The organism is Porcibacter vitabionis, from assembly GCF_046263795.1.
In the GTDB taxonomy this organism is placed as follows: domain Bacteria; phylum Bacillota; class Clostridia; order Lachnospirales; family Lachnospiraceae; genus Lachnocurva.
On the sequence record NZ_JBJYZD010000009.1, the window covers coordinates 59,510 to 83,337 of the forward strand.

The 23,828-nt window shown below is 48.6% G+C and carries 25 protein-coding genes; 1 reads left to right on the plus strand and 24 read right to left on the minus strand.

Features of this window, described 5'->3' with window-relative positions; translation table 11 throughout:
* Positions 1 to 24: 24 nt before the first annotated feature.
* From ACKX2L_RS07925 to ACKX2L_RS07995, 15 genes are all read right to left on the minus strand, one after another.
* Positions 25 to 933 carry a dihydroorotate dehydrogenase gene (locus ACKX2L_RS07925; RefSeq protein WP_497550118.1) on the minus strand — a complete coding sequence of 303 codons (909 nt, stop codon included), beginning with the start codon at positions 931 to 933 and terminating at the stop codon, positions 25 to 27.
* Positions 933 to 1,730: a dihydroorotate dehydrogenase electron transfer subunit gene (locus tag ACKX2L_RS07930; protein ID WP_497553012.1), complete on the minus strand. Its 798-nt coding sequence runs from the start codon at positions 1,728 to 1,730 to the stop codon at positions 933 to 935. The genes ACKX2L_RS07925 and ACKX2L_RS07930 overlap by 1 nt, the downstream gene beginning before the upstream one ends.
* A gap of 65 nt (positions 1,731 to 1,795) precedes the next feature.
* Positions 1,796 to 2,731 carry an orotidine-5'-phosphate decarboxylase gene (gene pyrF, locus ACKX2L_RS07935; protein ID WP_497550120.1) on the minus strand — a complete coding sequence of 312 codons (936 nt, stop codon included), beginning with the start codon at positions 2,729 to 2,731 and terminating at the stop codon, positions 1,796 to 1,798.
* 63 nt (positions 2,732 to 2,794) lie between these two features.
* The gene (locus ACKX2L_RS07940; RefSeq protein ID WP_497553013.1) at positions 2,795 to 3,769 is read right to left on the minus strand and encodes a tetratricopeptide repeat protein; all 975 of its coding nucleotides are present in this window, start codon (positions 3,767 to 3,769) and stop codon (positions 2,795 to 2,797) included.
* Positions 3,770 to 3,845: 76 nt separating this feature from the next.
* Entirely contained in the window at positions 3,846 to 5,111 is a 1,266-nt protein-coding gene (locus ACKX2L_RS07945) for an HlyC/CorC family transporter (RefSeq protein ID WP_497553014.1), read from the minus strand.
* Entirely contained in the window at positions 5,112 to 5,915 is an 804-nt protein-coding gene (locus tag ACKX2L_RS07950; protein WP_497553015.1) for a metal ABC transporter permease, read from the minus strand.
* Entirely contained in the window at positions 5,912 to 6,694 is a 783-nt protein-coding gene (locus ACKX2L_RS07955) for a metal ABC transporter ATP-binding protein (protein WP_497553016.1), read from the minus strand. Before ACKX2L_RS07955 ends, ACKX2L_RS07950 begins: the two co-directional genes overlap by 4 nt.
* A gap of 36 nt (positions 6,695 to 6,730) precedes the next feature.
* Entirely contained in the window at positions 6,731 to 7,735 is a 1,005-nt protein-coding gene (locus ACKX2L_RS07960) for a metal ABC transporter substrate-binding protein (protein ID WP_497553017.1), read from the minus strand.
* Positions 7,732 to 8,334 (minus strand): ribosome biogenesis GTP-binding protein YihA/YsxC, encoded by a 603-nt coding sequence (gene yihA / locus ACKX2L_RS07965; protein WP_497553018.1) that lies wholly within the window; start codon positions 8,332 to 8,334, stop codon positions 7,732 to 7,734. Before yihA ends, ACKX2L_RS07960 begins: the two co-directional genes overlap by 4 nt.
* Positions 8,335 to 8,336: 2 nt before the next feature.
* Positions 8,337 to 9,638, minus strand: coding sequence for an ATP-dependent Clp protease ATP-binding subunit ClpX (gene clpX, locus ACKX2L_RS07970; protein WP_497553019.1), 1,302 nt, complete (start codon positions 9,636 to 9,638; stop codon positions 8,337 to 8,339).
* A 54-nt stretch (positions 9,639 to 9,692) separates the two neighbouring features.
* The gene (gene clpP, locus ACKX2L_RS07975) at positions 9,693 to 10,295 is read right to left on the minus strand and encodes an ATP-dependent Clp endopeptidase proteolytic subunit ClpP (RefSeq protein WP_497550128.1); all 603 of its coding nucleotides are present in this window, start codon (positions 10,293 to 10,295) and stop codon (positions 9,693 to 9,695) included.
* A gap of 51 nt (positions 10,296 to 10,346) precedes the next feature.
* Positions 10,347 to 11,696 (minus strand): trigger factor, encoded by a 1,350-nt coding sequence (gene tig, locus ACKX2L_RS07980; protein WP_497553020.1) that lies wholly within the window; start codon positions 11,694 to 11,696, stop codon positions 10,347 to 10,349.
* A gap of 204 nt (positions 11,697 to 11,900) precedes the next feature.
* Positions 11,901 to 12,452, minus strand: coding sequence for a DJ-1 family glyoxalase III (locus tag ACKX2L_RS07985; protein ID WP_497553021.1), 552 nt, complete (start codon positions 12,450 to 12,452; stop codon positions 11,901 to 11,903).
* Positions 12,453 to 12,514: 62 nt separating this feature from the next.
* Complete coding sequence (locus ACKX2L_RS07990) at positions 12,515 to 13,033, minus strand: CYTH domain-containing protein (RefSeq protein WP_497553022.1); 519 nt, start codon at positions 13,031 to 13,033, stop codon at positions 12,515 to 12,517.
* A gap of 20 nt (positions 13,034 to 13,053) precedes the next feature.
* Entirely contained in the window at positions 13,054 to 13,725 is a 672-nt protein-coding gene (locus tag ACKX2L_RS07995) for a DUF1653 domain-containing protein (RefSeq protein ID WP_497550132.1), read from the minus strand.
* Between the two features lie 88 nt (positions 13,726 to 13,813).
* On the opposite strand from ACKX2L_RS07995, the gene ACKX2L_RS08000 reads away from it, so the two are divergent.
* Entirely contained in the window at positions 13,814 to 14,245 is a 432-nt protein-coding gene (locus ACKX2L_RS08000; RefSeq protein ID WP_497553023.1) for a hypothetical protein, read from the plus strand.
* Between the two features lie 65 nt (positions 14,246 to 14,310).
* Here the strand turns inward: ACKX2L_RS08000 and ACKX2L_RS08005 are convergent, their stop codons facing one another.
* The 9 genes from ACKX2L_RS08005 to rsmB all read right to left on the minus strand — a co-directional run bounded on the left by ACKX2L_RS08005 (position 14,311) and on the right by rsmB (position 23,772).
* Positions 14,311 to 15,036: an SGNH/GDSL hydrolase family protein gene (locus ACKX2L_RS08005; RefSeq protein ID WP_497553024.1), complete on the minus strand. Its 726-nt coding sequence runs from the start codon at positions 15,034 to 15,036 to the stop codon at positions 14,311 to 14,313.
* 10 nt (positions 15,037 to 15,046) lie between these two features.
* Positions 15,047 to 16,216, minus strand: coding sequence for a flagellin lysine-N-methylase (fliB, locus tag ACKX2L_RS08010; protein WP_497553025.1), 1,170 nt, complete (start codon positions 16,214 to 16,216; stop codon positions 15,047 to 15,049).
* Between the two features lie 10 nt (positions 16,217 to 16,226).
* Positions 16,227 to 16,901, minus strand: coding sequence for a thiamine diphosphokinase (locus ACKX2L_RS08015; RefSeq protein ID WP_497553026.1), 675 nt, complete (start codon positions 16,899 to 16,901; stop codon positions 16,227 to 16,229).
* Positions 16,901 to 17,548 (minus strand): ribulose-phosphate 3-epimerase, encoded by a 648-nt coding sequence (rpe, locus tag ACKX2L_RS08020; protein WP_497550137.1) that lies wholly within the window; start codon positions 17,546 to 17,548, stop codon positions 16,901 to 16,903. The genes ACKX2L_RS08015 and rpe overlap by 1 nt, the downstream gene beginning before the upstream one ends.
* A gap of 48 nt (positions 17,549 to 17,596) precedes the next feature.
* A complete protein-coding gene (gene rsgA, locus ACKX2L_RS08025; RefSeq protein WP_497553027.1) occupies positions 17,597 to 18,490 on the minus strand; it encodes a ribosome small subunit-dependent GTPase A in 894 nt (297 codons plus the stop codon).
* Positions 18,491 to 18,582: 92 nt separating this feature from the next.
* A complete protein-coding gene (pknB, locus tag ACKX2L_RS08030) occupies positions 18,583 to 20,532 on the minus strand; it encodes a Stk1 family PASTA domain-containing Ser/Thr kinase (RefSeq protein WP_497553028.1) in 1,950 nt (649 codons plus the stop codon).
* Positions 20,533 to 20,611: 79 nt separating this feature from the next.
* A complete protein-coding gene (locus ACKX2L_RS08035) occupies positions 20,612 to 21,334 on the minus strand; it encodes a Stp1/IreP family PP2C-type Ser/Thr phosphatase (protein ID WP_497550140.1) in 723 nt (240 codons plus the stop codon).
* The gene (rlmN, locus tag ACKX2L_RS08040; protein ID WP_497553029.1) at positions 21,288 to 22,382 is read right to left on the minus strand and encodes a dual-specificity RNA methyltransferase RlmN; all 1,095 of its coding nucleotides are present in this window, start codon (positions 22,380 to 22,382) and stop codon (positions 21,288 to 21,290) included. The genes ACKX2L_RS08035 and rlmN overlap by 47 nt, the downstream gene beginning before the upstream one ends.
* 43 nt (positions 22,383 to 22,425) lie before the next feature.
* Positions 22,426 to 23,772 carry a 16S rRNA (cytosine(967)-C(5))-methyltransferase RsmB gene (gene rsmB, locus ACKX2L_RS08045; RefSeq protein ID WP_497553030.1) on the minus strand — a complete coding sequence of 449 codons (1,347 nt, stop codon included), beginning with the start codon at positions 23,770 to 23,772 and terminating at the stop codon, positions 22,426 to 22,428.
* Positions 23,773 to 23,828 lie beyond the last annotated feature (56 nt).

Sequence of the window (23,828 nt, forward strand, 5' to 3'; positions counted from 1 at the left end):
TTTTTGTCCTTTCCCTTCCTTATATCAGCTATGTACTGCTCCAATGATATCACTGACCTTTTCAATCGCATGCCGGTTCAGATAATCATCGATGCCATCGATCATATGTATGCTTGCTAAAGGATCCATGAAATTGGCTGTACCGACCGAAACCGCGCAAGCCCCGGCCAGAAGCATTTCCACCGCATCCTGCCAGGTCGTATTTCCTCCCATACCGATGATTGGAATGGAAATTGCCTGTGCGCATTCATAAACCATGCGGACGGCAACCGGATGAACAGCCGGCCCGCTCATGCCTCCGGTCTTATTGGCCAGAAGAAAGCGCTGCTTTTCCACATCGATCTTCATGCCTGTAATGGTATTAATGAGAGAAACAGCATCCGCGCCGCCTGCCTCTGCCGCCCTTGCGATCTCCGCGATGGAAGTGACATTGGGAGAAAGCTTCATAATGACCGGCTGTTTTGCATGCTTTTTGATAAGGGATGTGATATGCTCCACACCCTTCGGATCCGTACCGAAGGCGATGCCGCCTTCTTTCACATTGGGGCAGGAGATATTGATTTCCAGAAGGTCTACTGCCTGATCAAAAAGCCGGTCCACAACATTGAGATATTCTTCTTCACTGTGGCCGCAGACATTGACAATGACCTTGGTATCATATTGCTTCAGGAAGGGAAGATCCCTCTCCAGAAATGTATCGATGCCGGGATTCTGCAGGCCGATGGCATTGAGCATACCGGACGGCACCTCTGCCACCCGCGGCGTCGGATTGCCGGGCCAGGGCTGATCGGCAACCCCTTTGGTCACCACGGCACCCAGCCGGTTCAAGTCGATGAATTCACTGTATTCCATGCCGGAGCCGAAGGTACCGGATGCAGTCATGACCGGATTCTTCAATGTCACTCCGCAAAGCTCTGTCCTAAGATCTGCCATCAGATGTCCACCTCCCTCGCATCGAAGACCGGTCCGTCCGTGCAGACCCTCTTGTTTTTCACCTTGGAATGGGAATCGACTTCCACAGACTTCGTCACACAGCCCAGGCAGGCACCGACACCGCAGGCCATCCGCTCTTCCAAAGACAGGTAACAGCGGATCCCCTCAGCCTCGGCAAAAGCCTTGACACCCCGAAGCATAGGAAGAGGGCCGCATGCATAGATCGTGTCCACGTCTTTCCCGCTGATGCCATGCTCCCGAATACAGTCGATCACCGTTCCATGAGTTCCGGCAGATCCGTCATCCGTGGAAATATAAACCGAAGCCAGATGTTCAAATTCATCCAGAAGAAAGCTGTCTTTCGAGCGATAGCCTAAAACGGCGGTAAGGTCTTTATTTCCCCGGCCGGAAAGCTCTTTGGTAAGTTCCAGTAAGGGCGGAATGCCGATACCGCCGCCAATCATCAGGGCCCGGCCGTCCAATTCAGGATAGCCGTTGCCCAAGGGAGCCATGATGCGAACCGCATCGCCTGCCTTTAAGACAGACAATTGCCAGGTCCCCTCCCCTGCGATCCGGTAAACACAACGCATGGCATGTCTTTCCCGGTCGATCTCACAGATACTGATGGGACGGGGCAGGATCCGGGAAGGATCTGCCAGATAGAAGTCGATAAACTGACCGGGGCGGGCATGATCCGAAAGATCCGTCTCGATCCAGAGACTGAAGATTCCTTCTTTCTCATTCAATACTTCCTGTGATAATACCCTGGCCCATGCCATGGCCTTTTTTTCTCCCATTTCTGCCTCCAGACTTAGCATTCACAGATTTTAAAGTAAGGATTCATCGTGATTTCTTACGAAAGTCAGGAATTCAAAGCGACATCCAGTGCTTCTTCGATATCCGCCTTCATGTCAAGAACTGCCTGGCGGGAGGCGTCCGCATAATGGTCCGGTCCGAATTTCTCATAGGCCGGATTCTGATAAGCTGCAATAATGCCACGGGAACTGTTGATAATGGCGCCGAGACCGTCCGGATTGAAGAAATGAACCAGATCTTTTCCCTTACCTCCCTGGGCACCGTAGCCGGGAACCAGAATGTAGGAATGTGGCAGATCCTGACGAAGCTGTTTTCCCACAGCCGGATATGTCGCTCCAATCACGGCTCCGACCTCACTGTAATTACCGTCCATGCAATCCTTGCCCCATTCATAGACCTTATCCGCAACATGCTCATAAAGGGGTTTGCCGGAAACCAGCCGGTCCTGAAGCTCACCGGAGGATGGATTGGAAGTCTTTACGAGAACGAAGATTCCCTTGGAATCCTCCCGGCAGATATCGACAAAGGGCTTGACGCCATCCGTTCCGAGATAGGGATTCACGGTAGCAAAATCCTCAGCAAAGGGTTCATAGGTCTTGCTTCCGACCTGAATCTTTCCCAGATGGGCAATGGCATAAGACTCAGAAGTCGAACCGATATCACCACGCTTGACATCACCGATCACGAGAAGCCCTTTGGAATGGCAGTAGTCTACGGTTTTCTTAAAAGCCATAAGCCCCGGAATACCAAACTGCTCATACATAGCGATCTGTGGCTTCACCGCCGGAACCAGATCAAAAACCGCATCCACGATGCCCCGGTTAAAACGGAAGATGGCATCTGCAGCCCCTTCCAGGGTTTCCCCATAGGCTGTATAGGATTTCTGCAGCATATCTTTTGGAATATAGGAGAGTTTCGGATCGAGTCCGACAACGATCGGTGCATTTTTTGCCTGAATCTCTTTGATCAACTTCTGAATCATAACTTTCTCCTTTTCTTCTGCTTCTTATTCAAGTGCCTGGTCGGATCCGTCACGGTTTTCACCTTATCGGGTCTCTAAGAATTGATACTCCCTGGTCATATCCGGGTCTTCGGGATAGTCCTTGATAAAGGATTCGCACTGCTTCTTGGCTTTATGAAAATCACCTGTATATTCCAAAGCGATGATCTCATTCCTGCGAAGGGCCCTGTCCATTTCGCTATCCTTCATTTTAAGGCCCTTTTGGAAAGACTTCAAAGCATCTCCATATTTCTCTTCCGTCATTTGAAGTTCCCCGATCGCATTTAAGGACTTGGCTGTTTCCTTCTCGCTCTTCTGATAAGAAGCGATCTCTGCCTCCGCTTTTTCTTTTTCATTCGATGCCAGATAAGCACGGGCCAGATCGATCCTGGCTTCCGGGAGATCCTTGTCCAGGGCTCTCTTATAATAACGGATGGCATTCTTGTAATCCTTTCGGATCTCCATTGCCTGGCCCTTCGCCTGCAGTACCTCTTTATCCTTGTCGGGAAGATCCAGAAGGAGATCCAGGAAAGAGTCCGCCTCCTTCTCATGTCCGGCATTGGCCAGGCAATGATAGATCCGGAGATATCTCTCACTATCGGACTTATCCAGAGACAGGGACTTCTGAAAATCCGTCACTGCCTTCGTTGTATCCCCCTCTTTCAGATAGGCTGCACCTCTCAGATAATAGGCATCCGCGCTTTCCTTGTAATCAATGATACTGGTATAGGTTTTCATCGAATCCTTATTCTGACCGGCAAGGGTCTGGGCAGCTGCCTTGTAATAATTGATATCAATGACCTCCGAAGTGATCCGGGTCCCCGACTTCTTCAAGGCCTTGTTGAAATCACTGACAGCCTCTTTATAATGTCCCTGATTCATAGCAGAAATACCGGCCTTCTTATAGGAAGACTGGGCTTTTACATCTGCCCCGCAGGCAGTAAGAAGTAAGGATGCCGAAGCAAGAAATACGAAAGCTGATTTTTGTAAAAAAGGATGGTTCCACATATTTTTCTTCATGTCCTGATATTGGAAAATAAATATCTCAATGCATACCTGTTTATAGTAGCATATTCCCTGCCACTTTGGGCGTCTTTTATTCGATTTTCACAGCTTTCGGAAAACGAATACGAACCTTTTCAATTCTCTGGTGGCCGGTTGCCACAACGCGAAGGAGGATTCCCTCCTTGGTAACATAGGTTTCCCCGACTTCAGGCACATGATCAAAAAGCCCGGTCAGATATCCACCCAGGGTGTCATAGTCATCGGATTCGAAATTTAAAGGCAGGACTTTACAGAGATCTTCGAGATTCATGGAAGCCTGCACCAGAAATTCCCGGTCGGAAAGAACCACAATATCATCCTCTTCATCGGAATCATATTCATCCCGGATCTCTCCCACCAGCTCCTCCAGGAGGTCTTCCATGGTGATAAGGCCTGCGACTGCCCCGTATTCATCCAGGACAATGGCCATGGAGATCGAGTTCTTCCGCATCTCCTGGAAGAGCTCCAGGGTATTCTTCATTTCATAGGTAAAATAGGCATCTCTCAAATAGTCCCGGATATGGAAGTCTCCCTCTTTTTTCAAAAGGAGATCCTTCACATTGATGATTCCGATGATGTGATCCTTATCTCCCTCGTAGACCGGCATTCTGGTCAGCATTTCCTCCCGGATCAGATCCATCAGTTTGTCATAGGACCAGTTGACATTGACCATGGTGACATCGATCCGGGGAATCATGACTTCTTTGGCAGTGGCATCCGAGAAATCAAAGAGGTTATGAATGTACTTCTGCTCATTGGTCAGGATCACGCCCTCTTCCTTACTCTCATCCACGATCGTTCGCAGTTCTTCTTCTGTCATTTTCTGATCATCGCCGGAATTATTTCCATCGATCAGCCGTAAAATGGCACTGGAGATATGATTGATCACAAAGATCAGAGGCGTAAGAATGGTCATGAGATACCAGATGATGCCGGCATAGCGGAGAGACAGGTTGACATTATTGGCCTGAGCTCTGTTTTTCGGTGTGATCTCTCCGAAGATCAGAATCAAAAAGGTCAGAATACCGGTTGCGATACCGGCTCCCACGCTTCCCAAAAGTTTCGTAGCGATCGTCGTAGCCAGAGAGGATGCGGAGAGGTTCACGATATTATTTCCGATCAGGATGGCAGAAAGCATCTTGTCCTTTTTCTCCAGGACAGCAAGCACTCTTTTGGCCCGCCCGTCCCCCTCTTTGGCCATGGTCTTCATTTTGATCTGGGATACGGTGGTAAGGGCAGTCTCAGATCCGGAGAAGAAAGCGGACATGGCTAATAAGATCAGCATGATAATAAAGCGGAGGATCAATGCAGATGACATTTATTTTCCTTTCCTGCCATAGAGATAAGTGGCGAAATAAATAAAGGCAGCCAGAATGACGATCATAGGACCGGTCGCCACATTAGTATAGTAGCTTATGAAAAGGCCTGCCACGCCTGAAAATACTGCAAAGATAATGCTATAAAGATGATATTCTCTCATGTTTCCGGAGATATTGGCGGAAGATGCCGCCGGGATGATCATAAGAGCGCTGATCAAAAGGATGCCGATCCAGCGGATGGAAAGCATGACAACGACAGCGATCAGAATCGAAAAGATGTCTTCAATCAGCTTGACCTGAATATTGGCAGACCTTGCCAGGGTGGCATGAATACTGATGGCATTCAGGCGGTTCACGGCAAGGATCCAGAAAACAATGGTCAGGCAGAGGATCAGAAAGAGCCAGAGAACTTCTGATTTCTTAATGGACAGGATATCGCCGATCAGAAGAGCGGAATAATTTGAAAAATTTCCTCCATGTGAAAGAATGGCCAGGCCAATTGCCGTACTGCCACTGGCAAAAACAGAGATAATGGTATCGGTCGAAGAGAGATTTTTCCTCTGGATCCTTGTCAGGAGGATGGCAAAGAGGATCCCATAGATCACCATGGAAAGAGACGGATCACTGATCCCCAGAAAGAGTCCCAATGCAATGCCGGTCAGGGCAGAATGGCCCAGAGCATCTGAGAAAAAGGCCATTTTCTTTCGAACAACCATAGTACCGAGGATACCAAGCAGGGGTGTGATCAAGAGCACGGCCGCAAAAGCCAGCCGCATGAATTGATAAGAAAATAGAGAACTCATCTTAAACTTTCCTCCCCTCCGAAAACTTCCCGGAAGGCCTCACTGGAATAGACTTCTGAAGGACTGCCGCTGGCCCTGACGGTCTGATCCAAAAGGACCACTTCATCTGCATATTTCCGGACATAATCCAGGTCATGAGAAATAATGATAATGGCTGCATCATAGTGATTTCTTAAATAGGTCATATTCTTGTAAAAAAGGTCCAGACCGTTTTGATCGATACCGGAGACCGGTTCGTCCAGAAGGAGAAGGTCCGGATCATCCATGACTGCCATGGACAGAAGGACTCTCTGCAGCTGGCCGCCCGAAAGCTGGCCCACCGGCTGATCGATCAGTTCTTTGGCCTGGAAGACATCCAGAGCATCCTGAATCTCCCGGTAAAGCCTTTTACTCTTCAAGAAGATCGGAAAACGGCTCTTAAAAGAAGCGATCAAATCATAGACATTCATGGGAGTATTCCGGTCGATATTTAATTTCTGCGGGACATAGCCAATCCTTAGTTTCTTCACCATGCCGGCCTCACGATTCCGAAATTCGACGCTTCCGGTGTGCTTAACTTCATCCAGCATGGCCCGGATCAAAGTAGATTTCCCGGCGCCGTTTTTTCCGATCACAGCCAGCATCTGTCCGCAGTGAACATGCAGATTCACATGAGAAAGGACCACCTGGTCGCCGAATGTCACGCCAAGATCCTTGACTCTGACGCAATGGAGGCCGCAAGGCTTGATCAGCTTTCTTCGATAAGCAGATCCTTTTTTTTGTTTCTTTTCGATTTCCAAAGCATTCTCCTTTTGACAGGCAGGGGACATGATCCTTTAATTCTCGGCGGCAAAAGCGGCTTCGATTTTCTTCAAATTGTCTTCCATGCCGGTCAGATAGCCATCCTTCTCGTATTTTCCCTTGCTCCGGGTCATAGGATCGAGATAGATGACCTGACAATCCGTTTCCTTCTGCATGCTTTCTGCCATCTTCTGTCCATAGGTCTTCTCGGCAAGGATCAGGGGTTTTTTCATGCCTTTCAGGGCTTCCACCGTTTCCTTGCTTTCTCCCGCGCTGACCTGTCGCTCTTCATCGAGATCCAGCGTATAAGCGACCGGGCACTGGATGTCATGACAGAAATAGTAAAATGCCGGATGGAAAATCACTGCGGAGGACAGCTTGCCGGCTGCTTCCTCTTCCTTCAAATAGAGCTGATCCAACTTCTTCTGATAGGTCTCTGCATTTTTCGTATAGAGAGAGGCATTGACCGGATCCGCCTCTGAAAGCCCTTTGGCCATGGTCTCCACCTGCGTTTTCAACAAAGGAATGCTCATCCAGTAATGAGCATTGGCCTCATCTTGATCCGCGGTATGATCATGATCCTCTTCTTTTTCTCCATCCGAGGCATGGTCGTGACCTCCTTCGCCTCCCGCCTCATGGATCAAGTCCAGTTCTTCTTCTGTGAAGTCCCTGGACAGATCGATGATCTTAAGCTTGGGATAGCTCTCTGCCACATCCGTTAAGAAATTTTCAATACCGCCGCCGTTCACGAGGAAGACATCCGCCGTAGACAAAAGCTTCATATCCTTCGGCTTCAAGGTATAATCATGCAGACAGCCGGTCTCCGGTTCTGTCAGATTCTCCAATCGGACATTTGCATGGTCTGTCACATTCATAGCGGAAATATAGACCGGATAGAAGGAAGTAACAATCGTAAGTTTTTTCCCTGTCGTCCTGTTTTTTTGCTCTGAATTCACAAAAAGTGCAGTCCCCAAGATAGAAACTGCACTCATGGAAAGCAGCAGAACAAATACAAAGAGTCCTGTTCTACGTTTTTTCATTTCAAATCCTTTTCGTTTTCGACAACCTGATCCATAAAGTCATTCAAGGTATCCAAACCTTGTTTTGTCACGGACGAGAAGGGCACAATGATGGCATCACTGCCGAGTCCCAAGACCTCAGAGATCCGGTCCATGTGGGACTCGATCTCTCTCGGTTTTAACTTATCGGATTTCGTTGCAATGATGATCGGATCAAAGCCCAGATAAGTCAGCCAGTCATACATCTTCTGATCATCAGTGGACGGATCATGACGGATATCCACCAGCTGGAAGACATAACGAAGCATATCAGAGCCGGTCAGATAGTTTTGAATCATCACGCCCCAGGCCTCCCGATTGGCCTGGGAATTCTTTGCATAACCATATCCCGGAAGATCGACGAGATAGAGAGCGGAATTCACCTTATAGAAATTCAAAGTCTGGGTCTTTCCGGGCTGCTGAGAGGTCCGGGCCAGTTTTTTCCTCTCCATCAGGCTGTTGATCAGAGAAGATTTCCCCACATTACTGCGGCCGCAGAAAGCGATCTCGGGCAGATGGTTTTTCGGGAGCTTACTGGTGACCCCGCATACGGTTTCCAGTTCTGCATCAATGATCTTCATGGTCAGGCACTCTTCTTATCTTCTGTGTCAGTGTCATCTTTCTTGTCTTCGATGGCAGGAACTTCTGCTTCATGATCACTTAAGATCAGATTCCGGTCTACCTTTTCCTTAGTGATCCGGACGTCCTTGACAGCAGGATCCGAAGGAATGTGATACATATCATCCATCATGACGGCTTCCATGATGGCACGGAGGCCTCGGGCACCGGTCTTACGCTGGATGGACTTCTCGGCGATCTCTTTTAAGGCATCGCGGTCAAAGGTCAAATGTACACCATCCATATCGAAGAGGGCCTGATACTGCTTGGTCAGGGAGTTCTTCGGTTCCGTCAGAATGCGGATCATGTCCTCTTCGGTCAACTGATCCAAGGCAACATTGATGGGAACACGGCCGATGAATTCCGGGATCAGGCCGAACTTTACAAAATCCTGAGGAAGGGCCTTTCTTAAAATGTCGCCGACTTTCCTGTCTTCCTTGGCCTTGACGGCTGCTCCGAATCCCATCGTGGCTGACTCGGTTCTCTCCTCAATGATCTTATCCAGACCTTCGAAAGCACCGCCGCAGATAAAGAGGATATTGGTGGTATCGATCTGAATCAGTTCCTGCTGGGGATGTTTACGGCCGCCCTGTGGAGGAACGGAGGCAACGGTGCCCTCCAGAATCTTCAGAAGAGCCTGCTGAACACCCTCGCCGGAAACATCACGGGTAATCGATACATTCTCAGACTTCTTTGCAATCTTGTCGATCTCATCGATATAAATGATTCCGATCTCAGCCCGGCGGATGTCAAAATCTGCCGCCTGAATCAGTTTCAGAAGAATGTTCTCAACATCTTCACCGACATAACCTGCCTCAGTCAGAGTGGTCGCATCGGCGATGGCAAAAGGAACCCCAAGCTCCCGGGCCAGGGTCTGCGCCAGGAGCGTCTTTCCGGAACCGGTCGGTCCCAGAAGGAGGACATTACTCTTCTGCAGTTCCACGTCCGTCTTCTTCTTGGACATGATCCTCTTATAGTGGTTATAGACAGCAACGGAAAGCACTTTTTTGGCCTCGTCCTGTCCGATGACATACTGATCCAGAAAAGCCTTTAATTCTTCCGGTTTCTTCAAGTTGATCTCTGCCGGTTCCTCATCCTTCACCGGATCATTATCCAAACCGAAATCTTCATCTATGATCTCACTGCAGATGTCTACGCACTCATCACAGATGAATACTCCGTTGGGGCCGGAAATCATCTTCCGGACCTGAGATTCCGTCTTTCCGCAGAATGAGCAGCGGATCTCATGATCTTTTCTCTGTGCCATAATTATCCTTTCTTGTGAGAGAAAGGGTACCCCACAAGGGATACCCTCCTTCTATCAATCCTTTTTCTCGCCATCCTGGCGATTTGTGATGATCTGATCGATCAAACCATAATCCAGGGCTTCCTTGGCATCCAGATAATGATCACGTTCCGTATCCTGACAAACCTTTTCATAAGGCTGTCCGGTATTTGCAGCCAGCATCCGGTTCAGTTTTTCCTTCACCTTCAGGATGTTTTCTGCAGCGATCTGAATTTCTGTTGCCTGACCCTTGGTTCCGCCGGAAGGCTGATGAATCATGATCTCGGAATTGGGAAGCGCATAACGCTTGCCCTTGGTTCCGCCGGCCAGAAGGAAGGCTCCCATAGAAGCAGCCATACCTACACAGATCGTAGATACATCACACTTGATATACTGCATGGTGTCATAGATACCAAGTCCTGCTGTAACCATTCCTCCGGGGGAGTTGATGTAGAGGTTAATGTCCTTATTGGGATCCTGGGATTCCAGGAAAAGGAGCTCAGCGATTACGATCTGAGCAGTAGTCTCATTGACCTCTTCTCCGAGGAAAATAATCCGGTCTTTCAGAAGACGGCTGTAGAGATCATAACTACGCTCTCCTCTGGAATTTTGTTCAATGACATAGGGAATTGTTGCCATATTTTGCCTCCTTCACGCCGGTCTGTATCTTCTGGTCAGGCATACCGATGATCACTCTTCGGAAGTTTCCTTGCTCTCATCCTGAGCCTTATCTTCTGCCTTAGCCTTTCTTTCCGGCTTCTTACGTTCTTTGCAATTATCCATTACGAAGTCGATTGCCTTCTGGATCCGAAGATCTGCCTTGATATTCTCCTTATCGCTATCCGATACATTCTTGATCAGATCATCATAGGTCATACCATACTGTTCTGCAGTCTTCTTGATGTCAGCATCAACATCTTCATCGCTTGCTTCAAGCTTCTCAGCGTCTGCGATTGCTTCAAGTACCAGGGAATTCTGAATTCTCTTCAGTGCATCCGGCTTTACCTGCTCACGAAGCTGTTCCATGGTTGTACCGGTGAACTGGAAGTACTGCTGCATGGAAAGTCCCTGACGGGCCATGTTCTGAGCCATCTCATTGATCATGGAATCTTCCTGGGTCTTTACCATTGCATCCGGAATATCCATCTCGGCATCAGCAACAATCTTGGCGATCGCTTCTTCTTCCTTGGTCCGCTTTGCGGCATTTTCCTTATTTTCTTCCAGAGTCTTTCTGACATCTGCCTTATATTCATCAACGGTATCGAAGCCCTGGTCGCCTGCGAAGTCATCGTTCAGCTCAGGGATCTCCTTGCCGGATACGCTGTTGATGTGAACCTTGAAGAGGGCAGGCTTGCCTGCAAGCTCAGAAGCCTGATAGTTCTCAGGGAAAGTGACATTGACATCCACGTCATCGCCGGCTTTCTTACCTACCAGCTGATCCTCGAAGGTATCGATAAAGCTGTGAGAACCGATCTCAAGCTTATAATTCTCGCCCTTGCCACCCTCGAATGCTTTACCATCGATGAAGCCTTCGAAGTTGATATCTGCGGTATCCTTCTCCTGGATCTCACGATCCACCGTTACGGTACGTGCATTGTTTGTAAGCTGTGCTTCGATCTCCTTGTCGACATCCTCGTCAGATACGCTGGTGTCGATCTTGGTTACGGTTACGCCGGCATACTTGCCAAGCTTTACTTCCGGCTTTACAGCTACGGTTGCAGTGAAGATAAAGTCCTTGCCGGATTCGATCTGAGTGATCTCGATCTCAGGCTGAGATACGATTTCCAGGCCGGACTCATCATAAGCCTTGGGATATTCATCCTGAATCAGGATATTGCCTGCGCCTTCATAGAAAACATTCTTACCATATTCAGCTTCGATCAGCTTTCTCGGAGCCTTTCCCTTACGGAAGCCGGGAAGAGAAATCTGACGCTTCTCACGATTATAGGCCTGGTTCAGTGCCTTCTCGAATGCAGCTGCATCAACAGTGACGGTCAGCTTGGCCATATTGTGCTCTAAGTTTTCTACCTGTACGCTCATTTTGTTTATTTATTCCTCCTTGGTTTAAAAGTGCCTGGTCTATTCTGGAAACGTGAATTCTTTCACAGACAGATACTGCTGTTCTAAATGATTTCCTGAAACGGGCAGAAAATACCCGTGCAGACAGTAAAGAATTATAACATATCATTTTGGGAAAAACAATCTGCTTTTCACCACCTCTTCAATTTATGTGATGCCCGTAATTCATGCCTGATAAACGATCTGCTTTGCGATAAGGTCCGCGGCATCCTGTCCCTTGAAGTAAGAAATGATGGCCAGAGCGAAAGGGATAGCCGTGCCGAGGCCCCTGCTGGTAATGATATTGCCATCTACTACGACCGGCTGCACGGTGACTTCCGCTCCCAGAAGCTTGTCCTCCATGCCCGGATAGCAGATCGCCTTTTTCCCGCGAAGAATACCGGCTTTCCCGAGAACGGTCGGAGCGGCACAGATCGCTGCACAGAGCTTCTTTTGTTCAAAGAAATTCTGAATGGTATTTAAAACCGTAATATTATTCATCAGATTTTCGGTGCCCTTCATACCGCCCGGAAGGACGATGCCGTCATAGGACTTCAGGTCTGCTTCTTTTAAATTGAGATCGGTCTCAAATTGAATCCTGTGGCTTCCCATAGCGCGTCCTCTGTTCTGGGTCGAGATCATATCGATCTCCAGTCCGGCTCTCCGTAAGAGATCAACGACTGTCAGGCCTTCAATTTCCTCCACTCCGTCTGCCATGCAGATTGCGATCTTACTCATAAGAACTCCTTTCACTTATCTCTATCCTGAATACGCTCTGTGATATGAGTGCCATGTGCCACTCATTTATGATTCGGCGTGTTTTCACCGCTTCCCTGAACCATGGCCGAATTATGATAACGCGGATCCATGGTCACATCTTCTCCAAACCAGTCAGCCGGTTGAAAAGCATTCGCTTCTTCCAGACTTGGAAACTCTACCTCAGCCATGCAAAGCAGTTTTCCCGGATCCTCGGGGTCTCTCACATTATGAAAGAGATCCAGTTCAATCACATAAGGATCAAAGGGGATCCGGTAGCGGGTCTTTTGGATCACGATCCCGTCCGCCTTGGCTTTCAAATGCTGATAGGCTTCCTCTTTCAGGGAAAATGTCTCCTCTTCATGGGCCAGAAGACCGCTGGATTTATAAACGAGACTGCAATGACCTTCCCTTAACACTTCTTTCCCATCGGTCAGCGGGCCGGATCTTCGAACCCGGACAACAGGATCAGAGCATAAATAGCCCTGTTCAATGTCATAATGGGGGTAAGTCGAAAGATTTTGAGGCAAGGATGTCAGGCGATATTTTCTCTCAATTTCCAATGCTCTTTCCTCCCTGTCTCTCATCTTCGGAAACGCTCGGTTTCAAACTGCATCCGCTTGGACACGGCATATTTCAAATGACTGAAACGGTCATCGACCGGTCCGTCCGGAATGACAACGTCGATCGATGCTGCCATATTATCAATCAGGGTATCGTTGATCGATCCTTCCTCTTCCATTTCCTCCAGGATCTTATATTTTTTCCCGAAATTCTCCTCATCCAGAAATTCCAGGAGCAGAGGATCCACACCAGAAGATTCATCGGAAAGATCCGATCCTTCTTCCGTTTCTTCGGATCTTACTTCCGGTTTATCTTCCGTATTTACTTCCGTATTTTCTTCCGGTTTTTCTTCCGTATTTACTTCCGGTTTTACTTCCGGTTTTTCTTCCGGTTTTTCTTCGGTTCTTCCTTCGGATCTTTCTTGTAAAGCGGCTCCGGTCAGCTCTGCCAGATCTTTCGGTGAGAGAAATGTAAACCGATACTTTTCTTTCACTTCAGGATACTTGGCATGATCTACTTCTGAAATGAACATATCATAAGGTCTGGCATAAACTCCGTAATTCCCATAGAGTGCCTGATAGATGACCAATTGCTCCCGGGTCTCGGAGTGGGTCGCAATCGTCAGAACCTGATACAGTTTCTTTTTAAAATGCAGGTAGAATTCTCCTGCTTTCGGACTTCCCTGCGGCATAAGAACCTCTTTTCTTTCCGATCTATATTTCTTATAATGATCTGTACTATTATAACCCCTGGTCAAATGCATTCCAACGGAGAAAACCATGATTGCCGAAAAAGATCTCTTATCACTGGAATTTTACAAGAAATCCGCCTACACCGGAAGCGCCGGAAAAATGTGCTTTCGAATCGAAAAGGTCGAAGTCCCTGCGGAGACGGAAGGCAAAGCAGGATCTCAAAAGGAGCCGGCAGGCAAAGCAGGATCTCAAAAGGAGGCGGCAGGCAAAGCAGGATCAAAAAAGGAGCCGACAGGCGCCGAAGAAAAATCTGCAAAACCAGATGAAGAAAAGCCAGTAGATGCCGAAGATCAACCGGTTGAGATGGTCAAGCGCCTCAAGGCCACCATCTGGAAGGGGCCCTATGCTTTCGCCCATACCAAAGAAAAAAAGACCTCCCATCTGGAGGCCTTCTCAAGCGAGGGGATCTCTGCCATCTGTCAGTGGCTGAACGAAGAAGCAGAAGGCTTCAACCATTAACCGAAGGAGGCAATCCTTAACTCTTCCCGGTGTCAATCGGCTGTCAGGACAAGTTTCCTTAATCCTTAATCCTTCTTCTCTTCATATTCCGACAGGCCCTCTTTGATCCCGTCATAGATCTCCTGATAGGTCTCATCGTTATAATGCAGGCCATCCGTTGTCGTATAACCACTCTTCATGAGTTTAGAATAAGTATCGATATAATACCAATCGTTTTCATCGCACGCATCCTTCAATTTCTCATTAAAGGACTGAACATCTTTATTGGAGATCGACGGATAATCCTTGACCGGATTCACGGAAACCAGAACCAGCCGGATGGAAGGATCTTCTTCGGTCAGGGTCTTATATTCTTCGATGTAATTGTTGATATCGCCAAGATCATTGACACCAAGACAGATGACATAACGCCAGGTCTTTAAGGCAGAATTCTGTTTCCGGATCTTATTTACTGTCTTCAGGGCTGTATTCTTGAACCAGGGCAGGCCCTGACCGATCTTGGCAACAACGAAATTCCGGTCCTGGGATTCGATATCAACAACCTTATCCATTCCGACATAACGGGAATCGCCGATCCACATGGTTCCGGTATAGTCATCCGTCTCCAAAGCCGCCTTCGTCTTACTCCCGCTTTTTTCTGTCTTCGTCGTCTGTTCTGTCGTAGTGCTGCCATTCCGCCCGAAGAGATCGCCTTTCCGTACGATCATCAAACGAAGGACATAGACACCGATGGAAACCGATAATAGCAGGATGATCAGTGTCACAATAAATTCAATCACAGTTTTCTTCATCTTCTTCTCCTTAAAATAGCAGGTCCTCTACATTCTCTTTGGAATGTTCCACCTGCCGCGAGAAAATCCTGGCCCGGTCTTCGAGGACCGGAACCGGAATCAAATCCCCATATTGGAAACACCACTCTGCTAACAATAGATCTAAGAAACGGCAGCATCGCCGGATAAAACGTAAGACCATGCCGGGATCCCGGTTCTCATAGATCTCAATGGTATAGCGGAAGTAGAGATAGGAGCGGAAACGCTCCAGTCTGTTCTCCAATGCCGGTCCATTATTCGAGAGCAAATGATCCGCTGCATTTTCCAGGTCTTTGAGATTCGCGATCAAAGACTCCTTGATCTTATGCCAGTCCGAATTGACTTCCTCCATGGCGCAGAGTTTTTGTAAAAGAAGCTCGTCCTCTTCCCTCGTTCCTGCCAGAATCCGGTCCGGATCTTCCCCGAAAAGGACAGCGATCTTTCGATCCCTTTCTGCCAGGGGCAGGGACCGGTCTCTTAAGATCTCCATGATATCCCTGCGGAGAGCCAGAACCCGATCCAGGCGAGCCTGATCCTTTCGGCTTTCAGTGGTATCTCTTTTGTCCACATTCTCTTCGAAGTCTTCGTCAAGAGTCTCATCCGGATCTTCGTCGAAGTCTTCATCAGAAGTCTCATCCGGATTTTCGTCGAAGTCTTCATCAGAAGTCTCATCGAAGTCTTCATCGAAATCTTCATCAAAGCCTTCTTCCTCGAAAGGATCTTCTTCCCAGTCGGTATCATGATACTCTTCTTCCCGTTTTTCATATTCCACCGGATCCTCGCTGGAAAAAAAGAGCCGTGATGCCTCCGGGCAGGACAGTGTCAGATCCGTCAGCTGGTAAAAGGGCGTTTCAATGGTATATCTGGGATACTCCGTACAGGTGACCGACAAGCCACCCTGACCCATAGCAAGAATAATGTCACAAAGCCCATCCGAATTCAAGAAGGGGCATCTCTTGTCCGGACATAACTGAAAGCGATAAGACCCCTTTTGACCAATCAGTTTTTCCCTCAGCCGGTCTCCAATCGGGAGCGGGACATTTCGATACATTGTTGCCGTATCATCATCGATATCCACTTCCCAGCCGGCGCAGCAGCTATCCTTACAAGTCCCGCCGATACAATGGAAGTCCTTATAATAATCCGGGTATTCAAAAATCATGTATTTCCCTTCAATCTCTTGATTCAATCACGACGCAGACCCCGCTTCTGATCCGAATTTCTCCGACGCTTTCCACGATCTCATTGGAAGTTCCAAGAGAATCCCTGCCGCTTAAAGTTGCATCCTCCAGGGGATAATAGAAACCCTTCAGAGTCACACCCTCTGCCGGTCCGGACAGAGGAATGAGGCTGACATAAGTTCCGAACTGGTCTTTTTTTGCTATAGAAACCGGATGAGAAGCATCCATAAGCCGGATCCGGTTATTCCGGTCAATGAGAAAGATCAGCCGGTTTTCTTCCAGTCCCTGTTTCATCATACAGAGATTCGACAGGAGATGATCGATTCTTGTGCCGCTTCCCCCAAAGAGATCGATCTCGCCCTCGCTTTCCCGGAATGCCAGATGAAGTGCCGCCTCTGAATCGGTGTCATCCTTGATGGGATTTAAGAGAACAAGATGACTCTTCCCCTCTTTTTCGAGCTGCCTGGACTCTTCCAGCATGGTCTGATCCGCAGAATCGAAGTCGCCGATGATCCAGTCCGGGCAGATCCCCAGGCGGTCGGCAGCCTCCATTCCCTTATCGGCTGCAATCACCATCAGCTTCTCTCCCCTGCTTTGAACGTCTGCAAGGACTTTCTTCACTTCTTCTTCCGCGATCTGTCCGCCGGACAAAATAAGGGTTCGCATTACATTTTCTCCAGAAATGCTTCAATATTTTCAGAAATGTCCCCGTGGAAAATGGCAGAACCGGCGACGATCACATTCGCACCGGCCGAAAGGACCGCGTCCAGATTGTCGAGTTTCACACCGCCATCCACTTCGATATCGGTCTTTAAGCCGCGCTCATAAAGCATGGTCGAAAGATCCCTAAGCTTGTCCAGGGTATATGGAATGAACTTCTGTCCGCCATAGCCCGGATTCACACTCATGATAAGGACCATATCCACTTCCGGTAAAATATAGTCCAGGACAGAGAGCGGTGTTGCGGGATTCAAAGCCACTCCGGCCATAGCCCCGCCGGCCTTGATCTGATGAATGACCCGGTCCAGGTGATCCGTACTCTCTGCATGAACGGAAATAAGATCTGCTCCCGCATCAATGAAATCCGAGACCAGACGTTCCGGTCGTTCCACCATGAGATGCACATCCAGTATCTTATCTGTGACATTCCGAATGCTGCGAACCACCGGCGCACCGATCGTGATCCGCGGGACAAAGAGGCCGTCCATGACATCGATATGAATATACTGAGCCCCGGCATCATCCGCAGCCTGGATATCCCGTTGCAGATTGCAGTAGTCCGCTGACAGAATGGAGGGTGATAGACAATTCATAACTGCTTCTCCTTTGCTTTATTTAGACTTCCATATTCGGTCTTAATATCAATAATTCCGTCGGTTTTTGATCTCTTCATAGAGAAGAAGGTAGTTGTCATAACGGCTTTTTGCTATTGCACCAGTCGAAACGGCTTCCTTGACAGCGCAGTCCGGCTCATGGATATGGGCACATTCTTTAAAGCGGCAGTTGGGAATATAGTCATGGAACTCCGGAAAGCAGTCGTCCAGACTTTCCTTCTTCATCTCGGGAATCAGAACCGAACTGAAACCCGGTGTATCTACAATATAAGTTTCCTCTTCCTCTTCTCTGGTATGAAGGGGAATGATCTGTGCATGCCTTGTTGTATTCTTTCCCCGGGCAATCTTCTTGGAGATCTCTCCGGTCTCCATCTTAACTCCGGATTGGAGACAGTTGATCAGAGACGATTTTCCGACGCCGGAGGGTCCGGCCACGGTTGTGGTCTTTCCTTCCAGAACCTTACGGATTTCTGAAAGTCCTCTTTTCTCTTTGACCGAGGCGGTCAGAACCGGATAGCCAGCCTTCTCATAGGTCTTGACCAGATCCGAGAGTTTTTCCGGGTCCGCCAGATCGATCTTGTTAAAGACGATGATCGAGGGCAGATCCTGATATTCCATCATGACAAGGAAGCGGTCCAGAAGGTTTCGATCCGGGGTAGGACTGGCGGCGGCAAAGACGACCAGAGCCTGGTCTACATTTGCTACGGCAGGACGGATCAATTCGTTTTGTCTGGTAAGGATCCGGTCGACATTTCCAATTTTCTTCTCTTCGTTAATGACTGACATCTCGACGACATCACCGACCAGGGGCTTTTGACCGCGCTTTCGAAAGATTCCCTTGGCCTTACATTCATAGAGTCCCCGGCCCGGAATATAAACATAATAAAATCCTGCAATTCCTTTAATGATTCGGCCCTTCATAAACCTTCTTTCTTATCCTCTGTTGTAAAAGACAAAAATTTACACCATCCACCCGCGAAAAGCAGATAGATGGTGCAAAAGTTCTTTTCAGTTTACTGACCACTCGGTGTCGTATTCTGAGAATTGTCAGGATTGCTGCTGTCACCCGGGTTTGACGGATTACCATTATTATTGTTACCGCCGTCAGAAGCATTTCCGCCGGTGCCGCTTCCGCCGTCACTTCCATTGCTGTTTCCGCCGGCCGGCTGGCTATTGCCGGAATTCGCCGGTTTTTCTTCCGGCTTCTTTCCGAGGCTGACGACGAGATCTACCTTGGTTCCCTTGACCTGGGTTCCGCTTACGCTCTGGGAAATGACCATGCCTGCAGCGACACTGTCATTGTAAGCCTGGCTGATATTTCCAACAGTCAGTCCGTTATTCTGAAGTGATGTGACTGCCGCAGACTGGCTGATACCTACAACATTCGGTACCGAAACGGTCTCCTGACCCTGGGATACCACGATCGTCACGGTGTCTCCTTCTTTGACGCCGTCCGAACCGCCTTTCGGGGACTGGCTGATGACAACGCCCTGGGCAACGGAGTCACTGGTCTGATACTGGACATTGACTTCCAGATTCAGTTCTTTCAAAGCAGATTCTGCTGCCGATCTGGATTTTCCGACGACATTCGGAACAGCTACGGTCGTCTCCGCCGGGCCGCTGGACAAGGTCAGCTGAATGGTCGTATTCTTTGCGACCTTCTTGCCCTTCTTCGGTGTCTGACGGACCACCTGGCCTTCCTTGTAGCTATCGGAAGATTCCTTGCCGACCACCTCATACTTAAGACCTGTCTTATCCAGCTTGGTCCGGACTTCGTCTACTGTGAGGCCGGTCAGATCCGGTACGGTCACCTTATCCTTCTCACTGCTTTCCTCGGTTTTTGTCGTTGTTTGTGTCGATTTCTTTGTTGTTCCGAAATGGAACCAGCCCATGAAGGATGCAAGAAGGACCAGAACAATGACTGCAATGATGACTGCTGCGGCAATTCCCATGATGGTGATGGCTTTCTCCATCTTAGGATTTACCTTTTCATCATCGTCATCCTCCTCATCATCAATGTCTCTCTCCGAGACAAAGTTATCCTCCTTCGGCCTGTCCTGACGGATCTTCTCCATTTCCTCCGGAGTCAGGATCTTAGTCTTTCCCTCAGAATCCGGGTCGATATCCTGAACGAAATCCTCATCCGGATTGATCAGGGCTTTTTTCAGATCTACCAGGAGATCTCCCATGGTCGGATAACGGCGTTCCGGGCTCTTCTGTGTTGCCTTCTCAATAATGTGCTCGAGAGAAACAGGAACATCATCCACGAGCTCACTCGGCTTTGTCATATGACCCTGCAAATGCTGAATGGCAATGGAAACGGCAGTCTCCCCATCGAAGGGCACTTTGCCGGTCACCATCTCATACATCACAATACCCAGAGAATAGATATCGCTCTGCTTGGTCACATAACCGTTTCTCGCCTGTTCCGGCGAAATGTAGTGCACGGATCCCATGGCATCTGTGCTCATGGTCTTTGAAGTCGCAGCCTTGGCAATGCCGAAGTCCGTAACCTTGACCTTGCCCTCGTTCGAAATAATGATATTCTGCGGCTTAATGTCTCTATGAATAATGCCTTTATTATGGGCTGCCTCAATGCCTCTTGCCACCTGAATGGCAATGGACAGAACTTCCTTATAGTTCAAGCGGCCTTTTTTGGAAATATAGGTCTTTAAGGTAATTCCCTGCACATACTCCATTACGATGTAATAGAGATTATTTTCAAAGCCGACATCATAGATATTGACAATATTGGGATGTTCCAGCCCTGCAGCTGCCTGTGCTTCCTGGCGGAACTTACTTACGAAGGTCTTATCCTCGGCAAATTCCGGCTTTAAGATCTTGACAGCGACATCCCGCTCGAGCACATGATCCTTGGCCCGATAGACATCTGCCATCCCGCCGGCTCCGACCTGCTCCTGGATCTCGTAACGATCTCCTATAATGGTTCCCGGTATTAACATAGAAATCTCCTTATATTCTCATGGATTATATTCTCGTGGATTATATTCTCATGGATGATATCAATTTTACGGACAAAGGCTAAGGTTCTACTAAAATCACAGAGATATTATCCCTGCCGCCCTTTTCATTGGCAAGATCCATCAATTCCTGACATTCTTCCTCGACAGAACGGCCATCCGACAGGATGTCCCGGATCTCCTCATCGGAAAGCATGTCGGTCAGGCCATCGGAACAAAGGAGGACCCTGGCTCCATCCGCCAGATCTTCTTCAAAGAAATCCGGCTTTACCTCTTCTTCTGCGCCGATCGCACGGGTGATATAATGGCGTCTGGGATGAACCTTGGCCTCATTTTCATCGATTTTCCCGGATCGAAGCAGTTCCCCGACATAAGAATGATCTCTGGTCACCTGATGGAGACCATCCGGATCAGAAATATAGACCCTGCTGTCACCCACATTAGCCGTCAGAAGTCTTCCATTCTCGAAGGAACATGCGATGAAAGTCGTCCCCATTCCTTTCTTGGTCTCATCTTCCATAGCTTCCCGAAAAATCAGCTGATTTGCATGGCTGATCGCATTCTTCAAAACTTCCACCGGCTGACCGGACGGATGTTCTGACAGATCCTCTAAAACGATCTGAACGGTTTTACTGGAAGCATATTCTCCTGCCTGATAGCCGCCCATGCCATCTGCAAGTAAGAAGGCATTCGGCAGCAAGCCAACAGGCGAAGATCTTGCATAGATATAGTCTTCGTTATTCGACCGGACCCTTCCCGGATCCGTCTTCATTGCATATTGCATTACATTTTCCCCTTAAATGCCGTCTGCGAAGCTGCCCGCAGGCCCCATCGATATCACGGCCCAATTCTCTCCTAATAGTAACATTTATCCCCAGATTTTCAAGTTTCTTTTGGAAGGAGTGGATCCGCTTCTGATTGGACTGGACATAGGATCTCTCCTTGATCGGGTTCACAGGAATCAGATTCACATGGCAGAGACAGCCCTTTAAGAGAGCCGCCAGGCGGACAGCATCCTCATCACTGTCATTGACATTGCCGACCAGACTGTACTCAAAAGTTACCCGCCGGCCGCTTGCTTTGACATAATCCTTCATCGCCTGAATCACTTCATGGATATCATAACGATTGGCGATCGGCATCAGTTCCCGGCGTTTTTCCTGTGTCGATGCATGTAAGGACAAGGCCAGTGTGATCTGGAGATCTTCCTTTGCCAGATCATAGATCCTTGGAACAAGACCGCAGGTCGAAACCGTCACATTTCTCTGGCTGATATTCAGGCCATTCGGATCCGTCAGAAGATGTATAAAACGAATCAGATTGTCATAATTATCCAGCGGTTCTCCGGTTCCCATCACAACCACATTGGAGACCCTTTCTCCGATATCCGCCTGTATACGGTAGATCTGGTCCAGCATTTCCGAAGGCCGAAGGCCCCGGACCAGGCCATCCAGTGTCGATGCGCAGAAGCGGCAGCCCATGCGGCAGCCCACCTGGGAGGAAATGCAGACCGAATTTCCATGTTCATACTTCATCAAAACAGACTCGACCATATTGCCGTCCGAGAGAGCAAAAAGATACTTCCTGGTGCCGTCGATCTTTGAAATCTGCAGATCCTCTTCCGTAAGAATGGTCAGGCTTGCCTCTTCCTTCAATTTCTCTCTCAGGCTCTTCGGAAGATTCGTCATCTCGTCAAAGGAAGAAGCCAGGCGGACATGCATCCATTCATAAATCTGTTTGGCCCGGAAAGGCTTCTCGCCGAGAGAAGTGCAGTAATCCATAAGCTCCTCTAAGGTCATGGACTTGATATCTGTTTTTTCCTGATCATTCATTTCTTTTATCCTTTTCACATGCTGACAGAACATGCTTACATGCTTATCTTGAAAATACAGCATAATAGAAGCCGTCATGATGAAGATCCGGAAGGATCTGTCTCTCTTCTATCAGAGTAAGATCCGGCCAGGTCTGTAAGATCCAGTCACGGTTCTCCTGGTTTTCTGCCTGATCGATCGTACAGGTGGAATAGACCAGTTTTCCACCCTCTTTCAAATAAGAAAGCGAAGCGAGAAGAATCTTTCTCTGCAGCATCTGTAAGGATCTGATATCCTCTTCTTTCAGGCGATAGCGGATCTCCGGCTTTCGCCTGAGTACGCCCAGGCCGGAACAGGGGAGGTCTGCCAGAAGAAAGTCCGCCCGGCCTTCCAGGCTCTTATCATGGACCGTCGCATCGCCTACTTCTGCCCGAATGGAAGTAAGTCCAAGCCGCACTGCATTTTCCCGGATTTTTTCCACCTTTTCTTCAGTCAGATCCCGGGAGAGAATCTCTCCCTCGTCTCCCATGATAAGGGCTGCATCTATGGATTTTCCGCCGGGCGCAGCACAGAGATCGATCACCACTTTTCCGGGCCGGATCCCTGCAGCCTCTGCCGGAAGCATGGAGGAGAGATCCTGGATATAGAAATCGCCTTCCTGAAATTCCGGCAGATCCGACAGACTACCCCCTCCTTCCAGGAGGAAAATACCTGACTCACTGTCCGAGAGAGAATCCCCGTCCTTCGATTGATCCTGTGTCTCTCTTCTCTGAAAGAGTTCTGCCCGGTCTACATTTGTAAGAGTCATGCCCTGACTCTCCAGTCTCTGTCTTAAAATTTCAGGCCGGATCTTTCCTTCATTCGTCCGGATCGACAGGGGCGCGGGATCAGAAAAGCCCTGACAGATCCGGTCCCGGATGCTTTCTCCATAGTCCCTCTGCCAGAGATCGAGAATCCAGTTTGGAATGTTGGTTTTCGCCTCCAATGTGGAAGGGAACAAGGGATCCGATGTCATTCTTCGGATATAGGTCCGAAGAACGGCATTAACAAAGCCTTTAAGGCCCGGAAAACCGCGTTTTTTCGTAAGTTTCACTGCTTCATTTACGACGGCGGAATCCGGAATGTGATCCATGAAACGAAGCTGATAGAGGCTCATTCGAAGGATTTCCCGAATGACCGGTTTCATCTTTTTGACCTTGGTTTTTGAGATCTGATTTAAGATGTCATCAAGTTCCAGCATCTTTTCGATGGTTCCCCGGGTCAGGCGGACCATGAAATGCTTGTCCCTCTCCGGGAGGTAGTCATATTTTTCCAGGACCGCATGGAGGATCAGATGGCTGAATTCGCCCTTTTCCAGAATCTCCATCAGCATGTCCAGGACAAGTCCTCTCGTATTTACAGTAGATGTCATAGGAGCTTCCTTTTTTGATACCGCAATGGATCGTTGACACGTGAAACGATCCCCTG

What these genes read in the sequence shown, in the direction of transcription:
- ACKX2L_RS07925 (WP_497550118.1), bottom strand. Translation starts at nt 933, where the DNA reads ATGGCAGATCTTAGGACAGAGCTTTGCGGAGTGACATTGAAGAATCCG.
- ACKX2L_RS07930 (WP_497553012.1), bottom strand. Translation starts at nt 1,730, where the DNA reads ATGGGAGAAAAAAAGGCCATGGCATGGGCCAGGGTATTATCACAGGAA.
- pyrF (WP_497550120.1), bottom strand. Translation starts at nt 2,731, where the DNA reads ATGATTCAGAAGTTGATCAAAGAGATTCAGGCAAAAAATGCACCGATC.
- ACKX2L_RS07940 (WP_497553013.1), bottom strand. Translation starts at nt 3,769, where the DNA reads ATGAAGAAAAATATGTGGAACCATCCTTTTTTACAAAAATCAGCTTTC.
- ACKX2L_RS07945 (WP_497553014.1), bottom strand. Translation starts at nt 5,111, where the DNA reads ATGTCATCTGCATTGATCCTCCGCTTTATTATCATGCTGATCTTATTA.
- ACKX2L_RS07950 (WP_497553015.1), bottom strand. Translation starts at nt 5,915, where the DNA reads ATGAGTTCTCTATTTTCTTATCAATTCATGCGGCTGGCTTTTGCGGCC.
- ACKX2L_RS07960 (WP_497553017.1), bottom strand. Translation starts at nt 7,735, where the DNA reads ATGAAAAAACGTAGAACAGGACTCTTTGTATTTGTTCTGCTGCTTTCC.
- yihA (WP_497553018.1), bottom strand. Translation starts at nt 8,334, where the DNA reads ATGAAGATCATTGATGCAGAACTGGAAACCGTATGCGGGGTCACCAGT.
- clpX (WP_497553019.1), bottom strand. Translation starts at nt 9,638, where the DNA reads ATGGCACAGAGAAAAGATCATGAGATCCGCTGCTCATTCTGCGGAAAG.
- clpP (WP_497550128.1), bottom strand. Translation starts at nt 10,295, where the DNA reads ATGGCAACAATTCCCTATGTCATTGAACAAAATTCCAGAGGAGAGCGT.
- tig (WP_497553020.1), bottom strand. Translation starts at nt 11,696, where the DNA reads ATGAGCGTACAGGTAGAAAACTTAGAGCACAATATGGCCAAGCTGACC.
- ACKX2L_RS07985 (WP_497553021.1), bottom strand. Translation starts at nt 12,452, where the DNA reads ATGAGTAAGATCGCAATCTGCATGGCAGACGGAGTGGAGGAAATTGAA.
- ACKX2L_RS07995 (WP_497550132.1), bottom strand. Translation starts at nt 13,725, where the DNA reads ATGCCGCAGGGAAGTCCGAAAGCAGGAGAATTCTACCTGCATTTTAAA.
- ACKX2L_RS08000 (WP_497553023.1), top strand. Translation starts at nt 13,814, where the DNA reads ATGATTGCCGAAAAAGATCTCTTATCACTGGAATTTTACAAGAAATCC.
- ACKX2L_RS08005 (WP_497553024.1), bottom strand. Translation starts at nt 15,036, where the DNA reads ATGAAGAAAACTGTGATTGAATTTATTGTGACACTGATCATCCTGCTA.
- fliB (WP_497553025.1), bottom strand. Translation starts at nt 16,216, where the DNA reads ATGATTTTTGAATACCCGGATTATTATAAGGACTTCCATTGTATCGGC.
- ACKX2L_RS08015 (WP_497553026.1), bottom strand. Translation starts at nt 16,901, where the DNA reads ATGCGAACCCTTATTTTGTCCGGCGGACAGATCGCGGAAGAAGAAGTG.
- rpe (WP_497550137.1), bottom strand. Translation starts at nt 17,548, where the DNA reads ATGAATTGTCTATCACCCTCCATTCTGTCAGCGGACTACTGCAATCTG.
- rsgA (WP_497553027.1), bottom strand. Translation starts at nt 18,490, where the DNA reads ATGAAGGGCCGAATCATTAAAGGAATTGCAGGATTTTATTATGTTTAT.
- pknB (WP_497553028.1), bottom strand. Translation starts at nt 20,532, where the DNA reads ATGTTAATACCGGGAACCATTATAGGAGATCGTTACGAGATCCAGGAG.
- ACKX2L_RS08035 (WP_497550140.1), bottom strand. Translation starts at nt 21,334, where the DNA reads ATGCAATATGCAATGAAGACGGATCCGGGAAGGGTCCGGTCGAATAAC.
- rlmN (WP_497553029.1), bottom strand. Translation starts at nt 22,382, where the DNA reads ATGAATGATCAGGAAAAAACAGATATCAAGTCCATGACCTTAGAGGAG.
- rsmB (WP_497553030.1), bottom strand. Translation starts at nt 23,772, where the DNA reads ATGACATCTACTGTAAATACGAGAGGACTTGTCCTGGACATGCTGATG.